The sequence below is a fragment of the Lutibacter sp. A80 genome (assembly GCF_022429645.1).
Lineage (GTDB): Bacteria > Bacteroidota > Bacteroidia > Flavobacteriales > Flavobacteriaceae > Lutibacter.
This window is the reverse complement of the sequence record NZ_CP092480.1, coordinates 2,121,756-2,140,200: the sequence shown is the minus strand read 5'-3', so window position 1 is coordinate 2,140,200 and position 18,445 is coordinate 2,121,756. Positions and strand designations below refer to the sequence as shown.

Genomic DNA, 18,445 nt, shown 5'->3' with positions numbered 1-18,445 from the left:
GCATTTGTAAGTTGTTATGCAATGGCAATAAAGTCTGTATATAAATAGTCTACTAAATAGAAAACAATATTTTAAACTTTTAATAAATGAAATACCTTAATATTAATTTCATATTTCAAAAAACAATTTTATTGTTACTAATAAGCTCTTTAATGGCTTGTAATTCTAACTCTAAAGCTGTTGATGTATCGGAAACTAAAATACCTGAAAAACCTAATATCTTATTTATTTTGGTAGATGATTTAGGCTATGCAGATTTGAGTATAATGGGAAGCTCGTATTACGAAACACCAAACATCGATAAAATTGCAGAATCTGGAACAATTTTTACAGATGGATATGCAGCTTGTACGGTTTGTAGTCCATCAAGAGCAAGTTTAATGACAGGTCAATACCCAGCCAGACATGGGATTACTCAATTTGAAGGAAAAAGAAATAGTGGGCAATCGTGGAAACAACGTAAACGTTATACCAAATTATTACCACCAGAATATAAACATCATTTAGACTCTAGTTCTATTACACTACCAGAAGCTTTTAAAGAACAAGGCTATGCAACTTTTTTTGCAGGTAAGTGGCATTTAGGGGGTAAAGAACAAAGATCATTACCAACAGACCATGGTTTTGATGTTAATATTGGAGGATACAACGCTGGTGGTCCAAATGGAGGATATTTTTCACCTTTTAAAAACCCATATTTACCAAATTTACCAGAAGAAAAAGGGTTGAATTTATCAATGAAATTAGCTCAAGAAACTAGTAAGTTTATAAAAGAAAACAAGGATAATCATTTTCTTGCATACCTTTCTTTTTATGCCGTTCATAGTGGAATACAAACTACTAAAGAAAAATGGACAAAGTATAGAGATAAAGCAGAAAAGATGGGAATTCAAGAGGAAGGGTTTGAGATGGAACGTGTGCTTCCTGCTAGAAAATATCAAGACAATCCGGTATATGCTGGTTTAATTGAGCATGTAGATGATGCTATTGGAACTGTAATGAAAACTTTAAAAGATTTAGGTTTAGATAAAAATACCATTATTGTTTTTACTTCAGACAATGGCGGTGTAACTTCTGGAGATAACTTTTCTACAAACCAACTTACTTTAAGAGGCGGAAAAGGTTACCAATGGGAAGGTGGTATCAGAATTCCTTATTTTATTGATATTCCTTGGATAAAGCAAGATGGAGCAAGTATTAATGTTCCTGTTTCAGGAGTAGATTTATTTCCAACATTATTAGACTTGTCTGGCTTGCCTTTAAAACCAGAAGCTCATAAAGATGGAGTAAGTTTAAAACCTCTTTTATTAGGAGAAGAAATTGATGAGAGACCATTGTATTGGCATTACCCTCATTATGGAAATCAAGGTGGAGAACCAAGTTCTATTATTAGAAAAGGGAAATGGAAACTTATTTATTATTGGGAAGACCTTCATGCTGAATTATACAATTTAGAAACTGACCTAGGAGAGCGTAATAACCTTGCCGAAAGTAACCCAGAAATTGCAAACCAAATGAAAACACAACTTTTAGATTGGTTAGAAACTATGGACACGCATTATGCTGAGGTAGATCCTGAATGGGATAAAGCAGCTCGTGAAAAATGGTTAGATAAACAAAAAAATGTAACATTACCTAGACAAGAAAAACAACGTAAAAAAATGCTTTCACCAGATTGGAAGCCTAATAAAGATTGGTGGGGTAGTGAATTAAATAAAAGCGAATAATATAAAAATTAAGTTTTGATAAATAATTTAATATTCAAGAAAATGAAAAGCAATATTAAGGTTTTTAGTTTGTTAATATTAACCTTTTTTATAATGCTTTCTTGTAAAAAGAATAATGAAGTTAGTTCTGTAAATAAATTAGAGCAACCAAACGTAATTGTTATACTTTTAGATGATGCTGGTTATGCAGATTTTGGATTTATGGGTTGTGAAGATTTAGAGACTCCTAATATAGATAAATTGGCTAAAAATGGAGTTGTTTTTACGGATGCACATGTAAGTGCTACGGTTTGTGCACCTTCTAGGGCTGGTTTAATTACTGGTAAATATCAACAACGTTTTGGTTTTGAGGCTAATAATACAGGTTATGGAGAGTCAGGTGATATAGGACTTTCAGACGATGTTGTAACAATGGCTGATGTATTTAAAGCTAATGGATATAAAACAATTGCTTTGGGTAAATGGCATTTAGGAAAAGATAAAACCGATCACCCAAACCAAAGAGGTTTTGACGAGTTTTTTGGCTTTGAAACTGGTAGTAGATCTTATTTTCCACTCGAAAATCCTTCAAAATATAATATGCTACAGCATAATGGTGAGCGTATTGAGTTTGATGGGTATATGACTGATGTTTTAGGAGATCAATCTGTAAAATATATTGAACAAAATAAAGATCAACCATTTTTTATGTATTTAGCATATAATGCAGTACATACACCAATGGAGGCTAAGGAAGAACATTTAGAAAAATACAAAAATCATTCAAGACAAAAGTTAGCAGCAATGACCTGGTCTTTGGATGAAAACATTGGAAAACTTCAACAAAAATTAAAAGATTTAAATCTGGAAGAAAACACATTAGTTTACTTTTTAAGTGACAATGGAGGTGCAGCTAATAATACTTCAAGTGGAGGTGTGTTAAAAGGATGGAAAGGAAATAAATTTGAAGGTGGACACCGAGTGCCTTTTATTGTTAGCTGGCCAAAAGTTATTAAAGGAGGTCAAAAGTTTAACGGTTTGTCTTCATCACTAGATATTTTTACCACTTCTTTAGCAGCAGCAAATATTAAAAAAGAAGATGATTTAGTTTTAGACGGCGTTAACTTATTACCTTATTTGCAAGGTGAACAAAAAGGAAATCCACATAGTAAATTGTTCTGGAGAAAATTAGAAGAAGCTGGGGCTAGAGTAGGAGATTATAAAATGGTTAGACTACAAAATTATGGAGCTACATTGTATAATTTAAAAGATGATATAGGTGAAACTACAAACCTTGAAGTTTCACATCCTAAAGAATTTGAGTTATTGCAAAATGAATTAATAAACTGGGAATCTAAAATGATGAATCCATTATGGGTTGAAGAACGTAGTTGGATGGATGTAACTTCTCATATTCATAAAAGATTAATGCAAAATAAACCTGTATTGTATTCAAACCCAGTAAAAATGAAAGAAGTATTGTCGAAAGAGTAGGAGTATTGTAACTGAAATATTGTTAGGTTTTAAATAAGTTAAAATGAAAAAAGTAGGTGTTCTCTTAATATTTTTATTTGTTATTGTTTGTTACAGCTGTAAAAACGAGACAATTGATATTTATGTTAGTCCGAAAGGAAATAATATGAATAATGGAACGAAAAATAACCCTTTTAAAACTATAGAAAAAGCATTAAATAATGCTCAATTAATTAAAAGAAGCGAGCACCAGAATATTAGAGTACATCTTTTAGAGGGCGATTATCATTTAACTGAAACGTTGCTTATAACACCAGAATTAAATAATATTTCAATTATAGGTGAAGGTGTAGATAAAGTAACTATCAAGGGTTCTAAAATTATTGATACTAAATGGGAGCCTTTTACAGAAAACATAATGGTTACTACTGTAAATGATACTTTAAAATTTGATCAATTATTTATAAATGGCCAAAAGCAAATTTTAGCAAGGTATCCAAATTACAAAGAAAATGGAGGTTATTGGCAAGGTTCAGCAGTAGATGCAATTGATAAAGAACGTGTTGTTAAATGGCATAATCCTAAAGGTGGTTTTGTGCATGCTTTACATAAAGGGCGTTGGGGAGGTTTTCATTACCAAATTACTTCTGTAAATAAGAATGGTAAATTAAATTTAATAGGAGGTCATCAAAATAATCGTCCATCAGAAATGCATCCAAAGTATAGAATGGTTGAAAATATTTTTGAGGAATTAGATAGTGATAAAGAATGGTATTTAGATAAAGAAAGCAATAAACTATATCTTTGGAAAGATGATAATATAGATTTTAATAAGGCAAAAATTGAGGTAACTGTATTAAAACACTTAATAGAAATTAAAGGTAGTTTGGAAAATCCTGTTAAAAATATAAATATATCAGGAGTTAAATTTGAACACGCTTCACGAACTTTTATGGAACCATACGAACCTCTTTTACGAAGTGATTGGACTATTTATAGAGGAGGAGCATTAGTATTGGATGTAACAAAAAATATAACTATTAAAGATTGTGAATTTACAAATCTTGGAGGTAATGTTATTTTTGTAAGTGGGTATAATAGAAATACAAAAATTGCAGGGAACCATATCTATAATTGTGGAGCATCTGCAGTATCATTTGTAGGGGATTCTTCAGCAGTTCGTTCGCCTTCATTTCAATATTTTCAATCTGTGGCTATAGAAGATATGGATACAATTGTAGGTCCAAAAAACGAATTATATCCTTCTAATTGTAGTGTAGAAAATAATTTAATACATAAAATTGGTCGTGTAGAAAAACAGGTGGCTGGTGTGCAAATTTCTATGGCAATGAAAATTCATGTAAAAAACAATAGTATTTACAATGTGCCTCGCGCAGGTATAAATATTAGTGAGGGTACTTGGGGAGGACATTTAATTGAATATAACGATGTATTTAATACGGTGTTAGAAACAAGTGATCACGGGTCTTTTAATTCTTGGGGACGAGATCGTTTTTGGTATCATAAAAGAGAGCTAACAGCTAATTTAGTAAAACAAAACCCTACAATGCCATTGTGGGACGCTATGCATACTACCATTATTAGAAATAATAGATTTAAATGCGACCATGGTTGGGATATTGACTTAGATGATGGTTCTTCTAATTATGAAATTTATAATAATTTATGTTTAAATAGGGGAATAAAATTACGTGAAGGATATTATAGATCCGTTAAAAATAATATTATGGTAAATAATACTTTTCATCCTCATGTTTGGTTTTTGAATAGCGAAGATGTTTTTACCAATAATATTGTAATGAAGAAATATGCCGATATTCGACTTAAAGGGTGGGGAAAAGAGGTAGATTATAATTTATTTCCTAGTAAAATAGCTTTATTAAAAGCTCAAAGAAATAAAACAGATGTACATAGTGTATATGGAAATCCTATGTTTATAAATCCTGTAAATGGAGATTTTAGAGTTAAAGAGAACTCACCAGCATTAAAGATTGGTTTTGAAAATTTTGTAATGGATAGTTTTGGTGTACAAAAACCAGAATTGAAAGCTATGGCAAAACAACCAGAATTTCCAAATCTTCAGATTGAAGCTGAGGAAAATAATGGAGTTACACTTAAAGAAATTGAAACAGTTGAAGAACAATCGTCTTATGGAACACATAGTCTAGATGGTGTAATTGTTTTAAAGACACCGAAAACGCTCTCGATAAATAAAAACGTTTTCGGTAGCGTTATCGACTTATTTAATAGTGTTTAATTGACGAATGATCTAATCGTTTGCTATTTTTAATTATAAAATTACTGCTTCTACTGTTTTAAGAGTACATGTATTATTATTCATTTAATGAATTTGGTAATATAGAAGCAAGAAAAATAGAGTTGTATAAAAAAAGGAGTACAGATTACACGTACAATTTAATGTTCATAAATAAGTATGATAAATTTAATAAAAAAATATTTAGTAGTATTACTCTGTTTGGTAATAGGTCATTCAGTAGCACAAACAAAGCAAGAACAAAACCTAATAGAAGAGAGTCAGGCGGGAGCGAGTCCTTTATACTTTTTTCCAAATCAGTTAAACATACCACCTATTCAGCCCTCTAACTTTGACAATTCTGAAGAGTTTAAGATAAGGGGTGGATTGCCTTATTTTTTCAATAAATTAGAAGCGAACAAAAAGGTGACCATCGGATACCTTGGGGGAAGTATAACTCGTGCAGACAATCAATATCGTGTGCAGTCTATAGACTATATTCAGAGCATGTACCCTAAAGTAAAAATAGGAGGAATAAATGCCGGTGTTTCTGGTACTGGAACGGATTTAGGGGCGTGTCGTTTATATGAACAGCTGTTAAAATATAAACCCGATTTAGTTTTTATAGAATTTGCTGTAAACGGTGCTTTTGCAGAGGGTATGGAAGGTATTATACGCCAAATAAAAAAATATAATGATAAAATAGATATTTGTCTTATTTATACGATATCTACAGGTCTAACAAAAGTTTATGCAAAAGGAGAGGTTCCTAAGCACATTAGTAAGTTAGAGTTATTAGCTAATCATTATAACCTTCCTTCCATTCACATGGGGTTAGAAGCTTCGTATCTAGAAAAACAAGAGAAATTAATATGGAAAGGGGATCCAGATCTTACAAAAGATAAGATTATTTTTTCAAAAGATGGAGTCCATCCTTTAGAAGCAGGAGGAAATCTTTATGCAGAAGCCATTGCTAGAGCCTTTCTTCAGTTTAAAAAGAATATTACTACAAAAGAGTACTTTTTACCAACGCCATTGTTTTCGGATAATTGGGAAGATGCTAAAATGTTTGATCCTAAAGAAATTGGTGATTTTGAAGGAGAATGGCAAACCGTAGATCCTTCTAGTAACCACAATTTAAACCAATTTGCTGGTTGGTTTCCTCATCTACTTAAAGCAGATAAACCAGGAGCATCATTTTCTTTTAATTTTGAAGGAAACTCGTTTGGTTTATTTGATATTGGTGGGCCAGAGGTAGGACAACTAAAAATAGAATTGGATGGGAAACCACTTTATTTAAAAAGGCTTAAGTCTACCACTTTTAAACAGTCTAAAGAAGTAACTGAATTACGATTGATAAATCGTTTTAATAAATTTTGTAATAATCGTTATAGAGGTCAATATTTTATGATTAAAGTTGAGCCAGGTAAACATAATGTGAAAATATCTATTTCCGAAGAAAAGTCTAATAAAATTAAGATCCTAGGTAAAAATAAACTCACAGATATTAATGAGTTTCCCGAAAAATATAATAAAACTGTAGAGTACTTGGGAAAAATACTTATTAGGGGAGAAATTTTAGAGTTAAAGAAAACTCACCAGCATTAAATATTGGTTTTAAAAATTTTGTAATGGATAGTTTTGGTGTACAAAAATCAGAATTGAAAGTTATGGCAAAACAATATGAATTTCCAAATCTTCAGATTGAAATCGTGGAAAATAATGGCGTTAAAATTAAAAAATGCGTTTTTATAAATTATTAAAATTAGTAAGAATGAAAATATTTGTTGTAATAATAAGTATGTTATTTGTGGGGGTAAATAGTTCTTTTTCTCAATCAAATTTAAAATCGGTAAAGGCAACATATTCCCCTATTGAAGCATTAGGGCCTGAAGAAGGAATTAAACGAGGTGATCCAAGCGATATTATAAAGGTAGGATCATTATATTATGTTTGGTACTGGAAAGTAGGGGAAAATGTAAGGTGGGCAACTTGGTATGCAACTTCACCAGATGGATTTACTTGGACAGAAAAAGGAGAGGCCTTACCTCCTGGAAAAGAAGGAAGTTGGGATGATGAAGGTTGTTTTACACCAGGTATTTTAATAGCTAATGATAAGTATTATCTTTTTTATTCGGGGGTAAATAATCCATATAAAACTAAAGATCTTGAAAAATCAAAAACTAGAATAGGAATTGCTTTTTCTAATTCACCAGATGGCCCATGGGTAAAGCTATCTACCAATCCAATTTTGATTCCAAGTACTGATAAAACCAAATTTGATAGTCATCGAATAGATGATGCAAGTATAATTGTTCGTGATGGTAAATATTGGTTGTACTATAAAGGTCGTCAGTGGGGAAAATCACCAAGAGAAACTAAAATGGGTGTTGCCATAGCCAATAGACCTGAAGGGCCGTATATAAAATATAAAAACAATCCTGTTGTAAAAGGGGGGCATGAAGTACTTGTTTGGCCTCAAGGAAAAGGAGTAGCAACAATGATTGGTAAAGAAGGAACAGAAGATGTTCGAAAGTCTATTATGTATGCTAAAGACGGGTTAAATTTTAAAAAGACGCATAATTTTACAAATAAAAATGTGCCTTGGGCTCCTGGTGCTTTTCGACCAGAAGCGTTTACCAATAGCAAAAAAGGTAAACTTATAGAGTGGGGCATACAAAGAGTAAAAAAGGATGGCATAGAATATCTCGAAAGATTTGATTTAAAAGAAGTAAATAAAACAAAACAATAAACGTATTAAATAATTAATTTCAATGGTAAATAGTTTTTTTAAAGTAATATCGATAGTATTAATAGTATTTTTTTGGAGTTGTACTTCTTCAGAAGAAAAGAGCATTGATCAAGCAACCACTATTAAAACTGAAAAGGGAGAAATTATTTCGGTTTCAGGAACAAGACAAATAAGTGGTATTTATCCGCATTTAACTACGTATGCACATGCTAGAGAAAATGGAACTTATAGTTTTGGTAACGAATGTGGTATTGGAGCTTTAGCAGTATGGAACGAAAAATTGTATATGATTAATTATGCTGCACACGAACCAAAAGGAAGTGAACACAAATTGTATATTATAGATAAAGATAAAAATATGCAAGTGTTTCAGGGAAGTATTGGAGGTACTCCAGCTGCTAGAATGATTCATAAAGAATCTAACCAATTACTTATTGGTCCTTATGTTATTAGTAGTTCTGGAGAAGTGCGTGTGATTCCTAATAAAGAAATGAAAGGTCGTTTAACAGCTATTGCACGTCACTTAAAAGATCCAGAAAATCTTGTGTATTATTACGATATGGAAGGCATGTTGTATGAAGTAAATGTACATACTTTAAAAGTTAAAAAATTGTATCATAATCCTTTACCTGGTTGGCATGGAAAAGGCGCTTATACAAGTCAAAATAAATTGGTATTAGCAAATAATGGAGAGCATGGGCATGAAAGTAGTAAAAACTGGAAAATAACTTTAGAAAATCAAAAAAGTGAAGAAGATAATGGAATTTTAGCTGAATTTGACGGTGAAAATTTTAAAGTTATTGAAAGAAGACAGTTTACAGACGTTACAACAAAAAATGGAATTAATGCAGTGCCAAATGAGCAATCTCCTCTTTGGTCTATGGGCTGGGATAAAAGATCAATACGATTAAAAGTCTTAGAGAATGGCGATTGGAAAACATTTTTATTACCTAAAGCAGCCTATAATAACGATCCCTCTCATGGTTGGTTTACCGAATGGCCAAGAATTAGAGAAATTGGTAACGGAAAAATGATGATGGATATGCATGGTATGTTTTATGATTTTCCTGAAACTTTTTCTCATAATAATACAGCTGGTATTAAACCTATGGGATCGCATTTACGTTATATCCCAGATTTTTTAAGCTGGAATAATATGGTTGTTTTAGCTACAGATGAAACAAGTATACAAGGAAATCCTTATGCAGGTCAACCACAGTCTAATCTTTGGTTTGGTACACGCGAAGAACTCACAAATTGGGGGCCAAAATCTGCCTATGGAGCTATTTGGTTAAATGATGAAGTAGTTGCTGAAACACCATCGCTTCCTTTTTTAATAGCTGGTTTTGATAACAGAATTTTACATTTAAATAATTTAGGTGAAATTCCAGTTACTATTAGTATTCAAATTGATGAAAAAGGAACTGGAGATTGGAAAGAATTACAAACCATAGACTTGGAAAAAGAAGGCTATAATTATTATATTTTTAACAATGATTTAAAAGCCGAATGGGTACGTTTGGTTACTAATAAAACAAGTAAGTTAACAGCTGCATTCCATTTTACTGACAAAAATTTAAAAAACAGTGCTAACGGAGCTGAACTATTTAAAAGTCTAGCTGATATTGACGAGACAGGTAAAGTATCTCATACCAAACTGTATAGTAATAAAATTAATTATAATTTAAGTGTTTATGCAGGTGAAATTGAAAATAACATCTTTAAAACTACGCAGTCTTATGAGTTTTTAAAATACGATTTTAAATTTGTAGAAGGTATAAAAGATAGTTCATCTGTAATGGCTTTAAAAAATAAAAAAATTGGAGAAGAAGTTGAATTCTATACTGAAAACTCAAACATATCTTTAAAAGCAACAGAAAATGAAAAAGAGGTTTGGACAGAAGATGCTGCATCTATAATATTACATGCTAAAGAGTATCAATTAAGATTGCCAAAAGGAGATGCCAATTATTCAAAAAAGTTTTCTGCAAAAGCAACACGAGTTACCAGAGAAGTAGAATCTGAACGTGAGTTAGCAAATATTTCTGGAACATTTTATGAATTGCCAATTTATAAAGTAGGTAAAGAGCCTTTGTATAAAATGATGCGCCCGGTTGCAACACATAATAAACAAATTACAGAATTTAATACTTGGAATGGTTTGTTGGTTTTAAGTGGTGTGAAAATGAATGCAAAACCATCAGAACATGTCTATAAATCTGATGATGGTAATGTGGCACTTTGGTTTGGTGGTATAGATGATTTATGGAGTTTTGGAAAACCTGTGGGAGAAGGCGGTCCTTGGAAAAATACACAAGTAAAAGCCAACCAATTATCAGATATGTATTTAATGACTGGCTATGATGAAAAAACAGTGATTTTAGAATCGGATGTTGCTACAGATTTTGAATTATATATCCATATAAATCATTATTCAAAAGAGCCTGTTTTATTTAAAACATTTCAGTTAAAAGCAGGAGAAAAAATAACCTATAAATTTCCTGAAGGATTTAGTGCGCATTGGGCACAATTAAAATCTAGTAAAGATTGTAATGCAACTGCATGGTTTGTATATAAATAAAAGAAATAAGTTATAAAATTAATTAGAAATAAACTTAAAATATAATACGAATGAGATTACAACATATAATAATATTTACACTACTATTTATTTTTCTGGGTTGCAATAAAGAACCTCAGACAATGAAAATAGATTATGTAGGAAGGGCAGCAGAAAATAAAGGAATGCATGTATGGGGATCTTCACCAGTACAGGATAAGGATGGTAAAATACATTTATTTGCAGCGCAATGGTCTACAAAAACACAACCTGGAAATTTTAGTGGTTGGTTTAAAGATTGTGAAATTGGTCATTATGTAGGTGATAGCCCAGAAGGCCCTTTTGAGTATTTAGGTGTAGCAGTTGAAGACAAAGATGGTTTGTTTAATTCACCTCACAATCCAACTATAAGTAATATTGACGGTCAATATCAACTTTGTTTTATTGTAAACGAAAACAATGATTTAAAAACACAGCGTATTGTTATGTATGTTGCGGATGATTTGAATGATACTTGGAGACCTGCAAAAGGTGGAGAAGCTGATGGTACAATTTTACGTCAAACAAAAGATTCTACTGTTTGGAATTATACAGCACGGTTAGGAGTTTCAAATCCGTCATTAATAAAATATAAAGGGAAGTATTTTTTATATCATAAATCTGTTGTAAGAAAAGAACCTAAAGGATATGTGTTTTCTTACGGTGTTGTTGTTGCTGATAATGTTGAAGGTCCTTATGTACACACTCCTACAAGAGTTACAGAAGAAAAAATGCCACTTGAAGATGCTTATGCTTTTACAATGAAAGATTCGGTTTATCTTATGAGTCGCGATTTTAGAGGAACTCTAGGAAATAGAGGAGGAGGTTTGCTGTGGAAATCTGGAGATGGTTTTACTTTTCCTGCTGAAAAAACAGTACGTGCTTATGAAGATTTACAACATTATGTTGGTGAAGAACATTTAAAAGACGCTATTTCATACAGAGGAAAAAAAGATGGACATCTTGAGAGAGCTCAAATACTTTTTATAGATGATAAACCTGCTTATTTATACTTAGCAACTGGTGTACAAGTGAAACCGGGTTATGGTAGTAGTTCACACGTTTTTAAAATTACTTTTGAATAAATTCAATTTGGTAAATTGTTATAGAAAATGTTGATACTACTAATTTAAAGTTTGTAAAAACAGCTAAAATGAGAACAATATTAAAGAGGTGATTTATAACAATATTTTGAAGGCAGAATTAGCATCGATTTCATTTAATGTAATTTCTGTTAAAATAAATTATGTGTAAGTGTTGTTTTAAAAAAGTGAATCAAAATAAAAGATAAGTTTAAATAATTAAAAGAAATGAAAAAAGAATTTACATATAAGAATTCTGCTATTTATTGCTTAGCATTACTATTTATATTATTTAATGGAGTTGCTAGTTTTGCACAAACCAGTACAGTAAAATCGCAAACTTCTAAAACTGGATTTCAATTGGGTTCTCTTTTTAAAGATCATATGGTGTTGCAACAAGATGTTTCAATTCCAGTATGGGGAACAGCAGAAAAAGGAGCAGTTGTTAAGGTTCAACTTGGTGATTTAGAAGAACAAACGATTACAGATGCTAATGGTAAATGGCGCGTAAATTTGGGTGCTTTAAAGGCAAGTTTTGAGCCTAAAACTATGGTAGTATCTTCTTCACAAAATGAAAAGATAATTAAAATTTCAGATGTTTTAGTAGGTGAGGTTTGGATTTGTTCAGGTCAATCTAATATGCAATTTTCTGTAAATGGTGCTCCAGAAGTTAAAAAGTTAGTGCCTTCGGCAAAAAATATTAGAAGTTTTAAAGTTAAACAAATGGTTTCACTAGAGCCTAAAGATACTTGTGAAGGTGAGTGGGAAGTAGTTCATCCAAATAGTGCTGTTGCATTTTCATTTGCTTATTTTTTAGAGAAATCTGCCAATGTTCCTGTGGGTATTATTTTAACTTCTTGGGGTAGTTCTTCTTTAGAGGCTTGGATGCCCAGAGATATGGTGGAAACAGTGCCTCATTTTAAAATAATGATGGATGAATTTGATGCTGATAGTAAAACTAAAAATAAAATAAACGCTATTTTAGAAGGACCAAGACCTTGGAAAAATGCAGATGATATTTTTTTACGTAGACAATCAAATATTTTATATAATGCAATGATGCACCCGTTAATTCCTTATGCTTGCAGAGGCTTGGTTTGGTATCAAGGAGAACGCAATGCACAATCTATGTATGGCATGGTTAAAGAACCATGGTTTTCTAGAAATTCAGGAATATTAAAGTATGGAGATGTGCTTAAAAGTTGGATAAAACGCTATCGAAAAGCTTGGAATAATGATGAGTTGCATGTTCTTGTGGTAATGCTTCCTGGATTTGGAAAGGTGTTGGATTCAGAAAAAGATATTAATCCTGAAAGTCCAAATGCACATTCATGGGCTTGGATGCGTGAATCTCAATTAAAAGCATTAGAATTACCAAATACATCTGTAATAAATACTATTGATTTGGGTGATGAAAAAAATATTCATCCAAAAGATAAATTACCAGTTGGTAAACGTTTAGCTCTTTTTGCCTTACATAATGTATTCAATAAAAAAGTAGATGCTATGGGGCCAACATTAAAAAAGGTAAAAGTAAAAGCTAATTCTATAGTTGTTTATTTTAATAATGTTAAACACTTAAAAACAACAGATGGCAAAGCTCCTACAAGTTTTTGGTTGTCAGATGCATCAGGAAAATGGTTTTCTGCAAAAGCGAAAATAAAAGGGAAAAAAATAGTGTTAACGTCTTCAGATTTAAAAAAACCTTTATTTGTACGTTATGCTTTTACAGGGAAACCAAATGTAAACTTGGTAAATGAAGTTGATTTACCCGCTTATCCATTTAGAACAGACACCTTTAAACCATAGACTCTAAAGCTTCTGTAGTTGAAATAGTCTGTGTATTTATGATTAAAAAAATCAATTAAAAAATAATAATAAATAAAATGAGATCAAAAAATATAATTGTAACCTTTTTAATTTTGGTTTGCACCATTCTTAGTGTTGATGCTCAAAACTTCAATCCTGATAGTAAAATTTTATATAAAGAGGTACAAGGGGATAGTTTATACCTGCATGTATTTAAACCTAAATTATCTAAAAAACCAACTGCTGCCATTGTATTCTTTTTTGGAGGTGGTTGGACAGGTGGTACCCCAAAACAATTTTATCAGCAAAGTAGATATTTTGCATCGAGAGGAATTTTAGCAATTTCAGCAGAATATAGGGTGAAAAATACCCACGGTACTTCTCCGTTTGAGTGCGTTGAAGATGGGAAATCAGCTATTCGTTGGGTTCGTGAAAATGCAAAAAAATTAAACATAGATCCAAATAAAATTGTTGCCAGTGGAGGTTCTGCAGGAGGACATGTTGCATTAACCACTGCATTAATAGATGGTTTTGAAAATGCTAACGAGAACTTGTCTGTTAGTTCAATTCCTAACGCTGTTGTTGGATATAATCCAGTTTTAGATACTACTAAAAAAGGGTATGGTTATAAAAAAGTAGCAGGCCGAGAAACAGAAATATCTCCAGCGCATCAGGTTAAAAAAGGAATGCCGCCTATGCTAATATTTCATGGTACAAATGATAAAACAGTGCCTTTTGAAAATGCAAAACGTTTTACAAAATTAATGAAGGAAGCAGGAAATGAATGTGAATTAATTGCAGTTGATAATGTTGGTCATGGTTTTTTTAATGGAGATTTTTTCAGAAAAGGTTCTGGAGATAAGTATTTTAATTTAACCGTATACGAAACAGATGTTTTTTTAAGAAAATTAGGTTATTTGAAAAAAAAACCAACACTTTCTAGAAATATAAAGCAGGTGTCTTGTGTTGGAGATAGTAATACTGAAGCTACATATCCAACGTTTTTACAAGAAAAATTGGGTAAAAAATACCAAGTTAAAAATTTTGGAAAAGGTGGAGCAACTTTATTAGAAGGAACAAATCATCCATATTTTGAAAAGACTGTTTATCAAAATTCTTTAAAGTTTACACCAGATATTGTTTTAATTATGTTTGGTACAAACGATGCAAATGTTAAGTGGTGTCTAGACAAAACAAGAAAAACGGATTTTAAAGGTACACCACAAGAAGAGTTTAAGAGTCAATATAAAAAATTGATAAATGCTTATAGAAGCAAGAATGCAAAAGCGGAGATATATGTATTAACACCATTACCAATTTATAAACATGAAAACAGTAGAGACCCAGAAATACAACAACGTATTGTGCATTTGAAAGAATGGGTAATCCCTATTATTAGAGAAATTTCAGAAGAAGAAAATGTTACATTAATAGATGTAAATACATTAATGAGAAAAGCTTATAAATACACTGTTGATGGTGTTCATTTAAATAATAAAGGATATAAAATATTAGCAAATAAGATAGCTAAGAAAATCCAATAGTTTATTTATTTAAAAATAAAGTACCAATAACCAACCTTTATATAAAAGTTAGATGAGACAACTAAAATTAGTAATTACAATCATATTTGTAAGTTTAATAACTTCTTGTAACACTACAAAAAAGGAAAATAAAAAAGCAAAGGAATTAACAACGGAAATAAATGACGTAAAATTTACATATCAAAATATTACGGGAGTTGGTGTAGATTCGGTATATAATAGAAGAGATAATAGTGATATTATAAAAGTAAATGATACTTATTATATGTGGTACACACGTATGAATAGTCCTACAACATCTGGTTATTGGGGTACAATTTGGTATGCAACCTCACAAGATGATGGATATACTTGGAAAGAACAGGGTATGGCACTTGGTTTAGGAAAAGAAGATGCATTTGACAGTCATGCTGTTTTTACACCCAATATTCTAGTGTATAACAATAAGTATTATTTATATTATACAGGAGTAAAACCAACACCAGGTAATAAAAATAAGGAATTTGAAAATAATTCAGAAACAGATATTACAGCTATAGGACTTGCCGTTTCAGATAGCCCAGATGGTCCTTTTGTAAGGGTGGAGAATAATCCGATTTTAGAGATAAGTACTGTAGATTCAGACTTTGATAGTTTTAGAATTGACGATGCCAGCTTATTGGTTAGAGATGAAAAAATATGGTTATTTTATAAAGGAAGATCTCTTGTCGATGGAAAGAAAGGGCCAGGACGTACCAAAATGAGTGTGGCGTATGCTGACAAACCTGATGGTTATTTTAAAAAACATAAAGGCTACTTGTTAGATAAAAGTCATGAAGTATTAATTTGGAATAAAAAGAGAGGTATTGCTTCGTTAGCATCACTTAATAAAACATTAAACTTTTCTGCGGATGGAGAACATTTTTCCGTTTTACAAGACAGTTTAAAAAAGATACCAAAGGCGCCAGGATTGTATCGTCCCCATTTAGAAAATGGAAACTTAACGACTGAAATTCCTGGGTGGGGAATTTCAATGATTCAAAAGAAAGGATTAGCGTATTTGGTGCGTTTTGAAATGAAGTAAACAGTAAACCTAGTAAATAATAGGGAATCTAATAAAATGAAAATAATAGATAATAAAGGTTAATCGCTAAAAAAGAGGATGACTTAAATAAGAAGCTAAATTGGTTATGAAACGTATAACAAAAATATTTTTAGGAATTACAATTTTTTCTATTGTCTTTATTTCATGTGATAGCACAAAAACAAAGAAAGCAGAAACTACGAATCATAAAAACAATGAAAAACAGATACAGACACCTACAGCAATGTCAAATCATTGGAAATTTATTGGTGAAGCAATAAATGAACCAGGGTATGATGTTTGGGGAAGTTCTCCAATAAGAGATAAAGATGGTAATGTGCATCTTTTTTCTGCAAGATGGTCTTCAGATACCCCTTTTAAAAAAGCGTGGAGGTATAATAGTGAAATAGCACATTATATAGCTAAACAACCTGAAGGACCTTTTAAATTTGTTGAAACTATTAGAAAAGGGAATAAAGATGGAAGTTGGGATGCTGCTGGTTTTCATAATCCAAGTATAAAAAAAATAGATAACAAATATGTACTAATATTTATAGCAAATGATGGCGCAAAAAACCATGGTCCAAGTCAAAGAATTGGAATGCTTATAAGTGATAGCCTAAATGGTCCTTGGGTAGAAAAACCAAATAAGAACCAACCCTTATTAAGTCCACCTAAAGATTCATCTGTTTGGTGTTATAATAGTGGACTTGGAGTAAATAACCCTGCGCTTATAAAACATCCTAATGGTAAATACTACTTGTACTTTAAAGCTATGGCAGGACCTAAAGGAGAAGGTGGAAAAGTGAGTATGGGAGTTGCTATTTCAGAAAAATTAGAAGGGCCGTATGTTATTCAACCAAATCCAATTACAACAAATAAGGTTAGAATTGAAGATGGATATGCTTTTATGTGGAAAAAGAAAGTTTGTTTGTTAACCACCGATAATCATGGAATTTTAGAGAAAGGTGGAGGTTTACTTTGGGTATCTGATGACGGACTTCAATTCGAGGCTAAACCATTATCTGGCTTTCATAATTATCAAGATTTTTACCTTAAAGGAGTTTTTCCTGATGGGGTTAATATCCGTTATGGTGGTAAAAAGGTGAAATTTGAAAGACCTCAATTATTAATGGATGCTAATGGTGAGCCTGAATACCTTTTTTGTCCAAGTGGAGTAGCCTTAGATGGAAGTGATGGAACGAACAGTTATGTGTTGAAATATGAAAAATAAAGTGTAAAACAAATGAAGAAAGTTGTTTTAATTTTAATCATATTTAATTTAGTATTTCAATAATCAATTTAGAGATGAGAATAGTTATTGTATTAATTTTTAGTGTGCTTTCACAGTTTGCATTTGCTCAAACATTATATTCGGAGGCTAAATCTTCTAGTGATAGTTGTGGTGTTAACGAGCAAGAAAATGGTTACTATGTAGAAAATTCGAAACCTTATATTTATATAGATGAAAATGGTTTAGAAATGGCATATAGGGTGTTTTTACCTCCAGCATATAACCCTAAAAAAAAGTATCCATTGTTGCTTTCTTTTCATGGGGCTGGCTCAAGAGGAAACGATAATTTAAAACAAATGCGTCCCTGGGTTGCCGGATGGATGGATGCCAAGGTGCAAAAAGAACATCCGTGTATAATTTTAATGCCTCAGTGTCCTAAAAAACAACAATGGGTAAATGTACCCTGGAAAAATGGTTCTTACTTTTTAAAAGATAGTCCATTAAGTAAACCCATGGAGCTTGCAAAAGAAATTTTTGATAAAGTTGTTAGAGAATATTCGGTAGATAAAAAGCGTATATACGTAATGGGTGTTTCAATGGGAGGTTATGGTGCATGGAATTTTGTAATGCGTTATCATAAACTTATTGCAGCAGCAGTTCCAATTTGTGGTGCAGCTGATCCGTTGGAGGCTAAAAATATAAACAGAATTCCAATTTGGGCTTTTCATGGAGATAAAGATCCTACGGTTCCAATTTCTGGTTCAATTGAAATGATTGAAGCGTTATATAAACATAAAAAGAATAAAGCACGCTTAACAATTTATAAAGGTATTGGGCATAATTCTTATGAGTATGCTTGGAAAGAACCTGAATTAATAGAATGGGTTTTTAGTCAAAAAAAATAAGCT

General features: G+C 31.6%; 12 protein-coding genes. All 12 read left to right on the top strand.

The genetic code is table 11. From position 1 onward, the window contains the following. Positions 1 to 86: 86 nt before the first annotated feature. The 12 genes from MHL31_RS08895 to MHL31_RS08840 all read left to right on the top strand — a co-directional run bounded on the left by MHL31_RS08895 (position 87) and on the right by MHL31_RS08840 (position 18,442). On the top strand, positions 87 to 1,727 hold the full coding sequence (locus tag MHL31_RS08895; RefSeq protein ID WP_240225585.1) for a sulfatase: 1,641 nt from the start codon (positions 87 to 89) through the stop codon (positions 1,725 to 1,727). A 42-nt stretch (positions 1,728 to 1,769) separates the two neighbouring features. Next, complete coding sequence (locus MHL31_RS08890; protein WP_240225584.1) at positions 1,770 to 3,200, top strand: sulfatase-like hydrolase/transferase; 1,431 nt, start codon at positions 1,770 to 1,772, stop codon at positions 3,198 to 3,200. 43 nt (positions 3,201 to 3,243) lie between these two features. Then, the gene (locus MHL31_RS08885; RefSeq protein ID WP_240225583.1) at positions 3,244 to 5,457 is read left to right on the top strand and encodes a right-handed parallel beta-helix repeat-containing protein; all 2,214 of its coding nucleotides are present in this window, start codon (positions 3,244 to 3,246) and stop codon (positions 5,455 to 5,457) included. A 423-nt stretch (positions 5,458 to 5,880) separates the two neighbouring features. Then, complete coding sequence (locus MHL31_RS08880) at positions 5,881 to 7,062, top strand: SGNH/GDSL hydrolase family protein (protein ID WP_240225582.1); 1,182 nt, start codon at positions 5,881 to 5,883, stop codon at positions 7,060 to 7,062. A gap of 166 nt (positions 7,063 to 7,228) precedes the next feature. Continuing rightward, on the top strand, positions 7,229 to 8,206 hold the full coding sequence (locus tag MHL31_RS08875) for a family 43 glycosylhydrolase (RefSeq protein WP_240225581.1): 978 nt from the start codon (positions 7,229 to 7,231) through the stop codon (positions 8,204 to 8,206). A 22-nt stretch (positions 8,207 to 8,228) separates the two neighbouring features. Further along, positions 8,229 to 10,787, top strand: coding sequence for a hypothetical protein (locus MHL31_RS08870; protein WP_240225580.1), 2,559 nt, complete (start codon positions 8,229 to 8,231; stop codon positions 10,785 to 10,787). A 122-nt stretch (positions 10,788 to 10,909) separates the two neighbouring features. Then, positions 10,910 to 11,890 carry a glycoside hydrolase family protein gene (locus tag MHL31_RS08865; protein WP_240225579.1) on the top strand — a complete coding sequence of 327 codons (981 nt, stop codon included), beginning with the start codon at positions 10,910 to 10,912 and terminating at the stop codon, positions 11,888 to 11,890. Positions 11,891 to 12,115: 225 nt separating this feature from the next. Further along, positions 12,116 to 13,696 (top strand): sialate O-acetylesterase, encoded by a 1,581-nt coding sequence (locus MHL31_RS08860; RefSeq protein WP_240225578.1) that lies wholly within the window; start codon positions 12,116 to 12,118, stop codon positions 13,694 to 13,696. A gap of 77 nt (positions 13,697 to 13,773) precedes the next feature. After that, on the top strand, positions 13,774 to 15,240 hold the full coding sequence (locus MHL31_RS08855) for a GDSL-type esterase/lipase family protein (RefSeq protein WP_240225577.1): 1,467 nt from the start codon (positions 13,774 to 13,776) through the stop codon (positions 15,238 to 15,240). Positions 15,241 to 15,292: 52 nt separating this feature from the next. Next, complete coding sequence (locus MHL31_RS08850) at positions 15,293 to 16,303, top strand: family 43 glycosylhydrolase (protein ID WP_240225576.1); 1,011 nt, start codon at positions 15,293 to 15,295, stop codon at positions 16,301 to 16,303. Between the two features lie 106 nt (positions 16,304 to 16,409). After that, on the top strand, positions 16,410 to 17,537 hold the full coding sequence (locus MHL31_RS08845) for a glycoside hydrolase family protein (protein WP_240225575.1): 1,128 nt from the start codon (positions 16,410 to 16,412) through the stop codon (positions 17,535 to 17,537). A gap of 74 nt (positions 17,538 to 17,611) precedes the next feature. Beyond that, positions 17,612 to 18,442, top strand: a complete 831-nt coding sequence (locus MHL31_RS08840) for a dienelactone hydrolase family protein (protein ID WP_240225574.1) — start codon at positions 17,612 to 17,614, stop codon at positions 18,440 to 18,442. Positions 18,443 to 18,445: the final 3 nt, after the last annotated feature.

What these genes read in the sequence shown, in the direction of transcription:
- MHL31_RS08890 (WP_240225584.1), top strand. Translation starts at nt 1,770, where the DNA reads ATGAAAAGCAATATTAAGGTTTTTAGTTTGTTAATATTAACCTTTTTT.
- MHL31_RS08875 (WP_240225581.1), top strand. Translation starts at nt 7,229, where the DNA reads ATGAAAATATTTGTTGTAATAATAAGTATGTTATTTGTGGGGGTAAAT.
- MHL31_RS08865 (WP_240225579.1), top strand. Translation starts at nt 10,910, where the DNA reads ATGAAAATAGATTATGTAGGAAGGGCAGCAGAAAATAAAGGAATGCAT.
- MHL31_RS08845 (WP_240225575.1), top strand. Translation starts at nt 16,410, where the DNA reads ATGAAACGTATAACAAAAATATTTTTAGGAATTACAATTTTTTCTATT.
- MHL31_RS08885 (WP_240225583.1), top strand. Translation starts at nt 3,244, where the DNA reads ATGAAAAAAGTAGGTGTTCTCTTAATATTTTTATTTGTTATTGTTTGT.
- MHL31_RS08860 (WP_240225578.1), top strand. Translation starts at nt 12,116, where the DNA reads ATGAAAAAAGAATTTACATATAAGAATTCTGCTATTTATTGCTTAGCA.
- MHL31_RS08870 (WP_240225580.1), top strand. Translation starts at nt 8,229, where the DNA reads ATGGTAAATAGTTTTTTTAAAGTAATATCGATAGTATTAATAGTATTT.
- MHL31_RS08840 (WP_240225574.1), top strand. Translation starts at nt 17,612, where the DNA reads ATGAGAATAGTTATTGTATTAATTTTTAGTGTGCTTTCACAGTTTGCA.
- MHL31_RS08850 (WP_240225576.1), top strand. Translation starts at nt 15,293, where the DNA reads ATGAGACAACTAAAATTAGTAATTACAATCATATTTGTAAGTTTAATA.
- MHL31_RS08895 (WP_240225585.1), top strand. Translation starts at nt 87, where the DNA reads ATGAAATACCTTAATATTAATTTCATATTTCAAAAAACAATTTTATTG.
- MHL31_RS08855 (WP_240225577.1), top strand. Translation starts at nt 13,774, where the DNA reads ATGAGATCAAAAAATATAATTGTAACCTTTTTAATTTTGGTTTGCACC.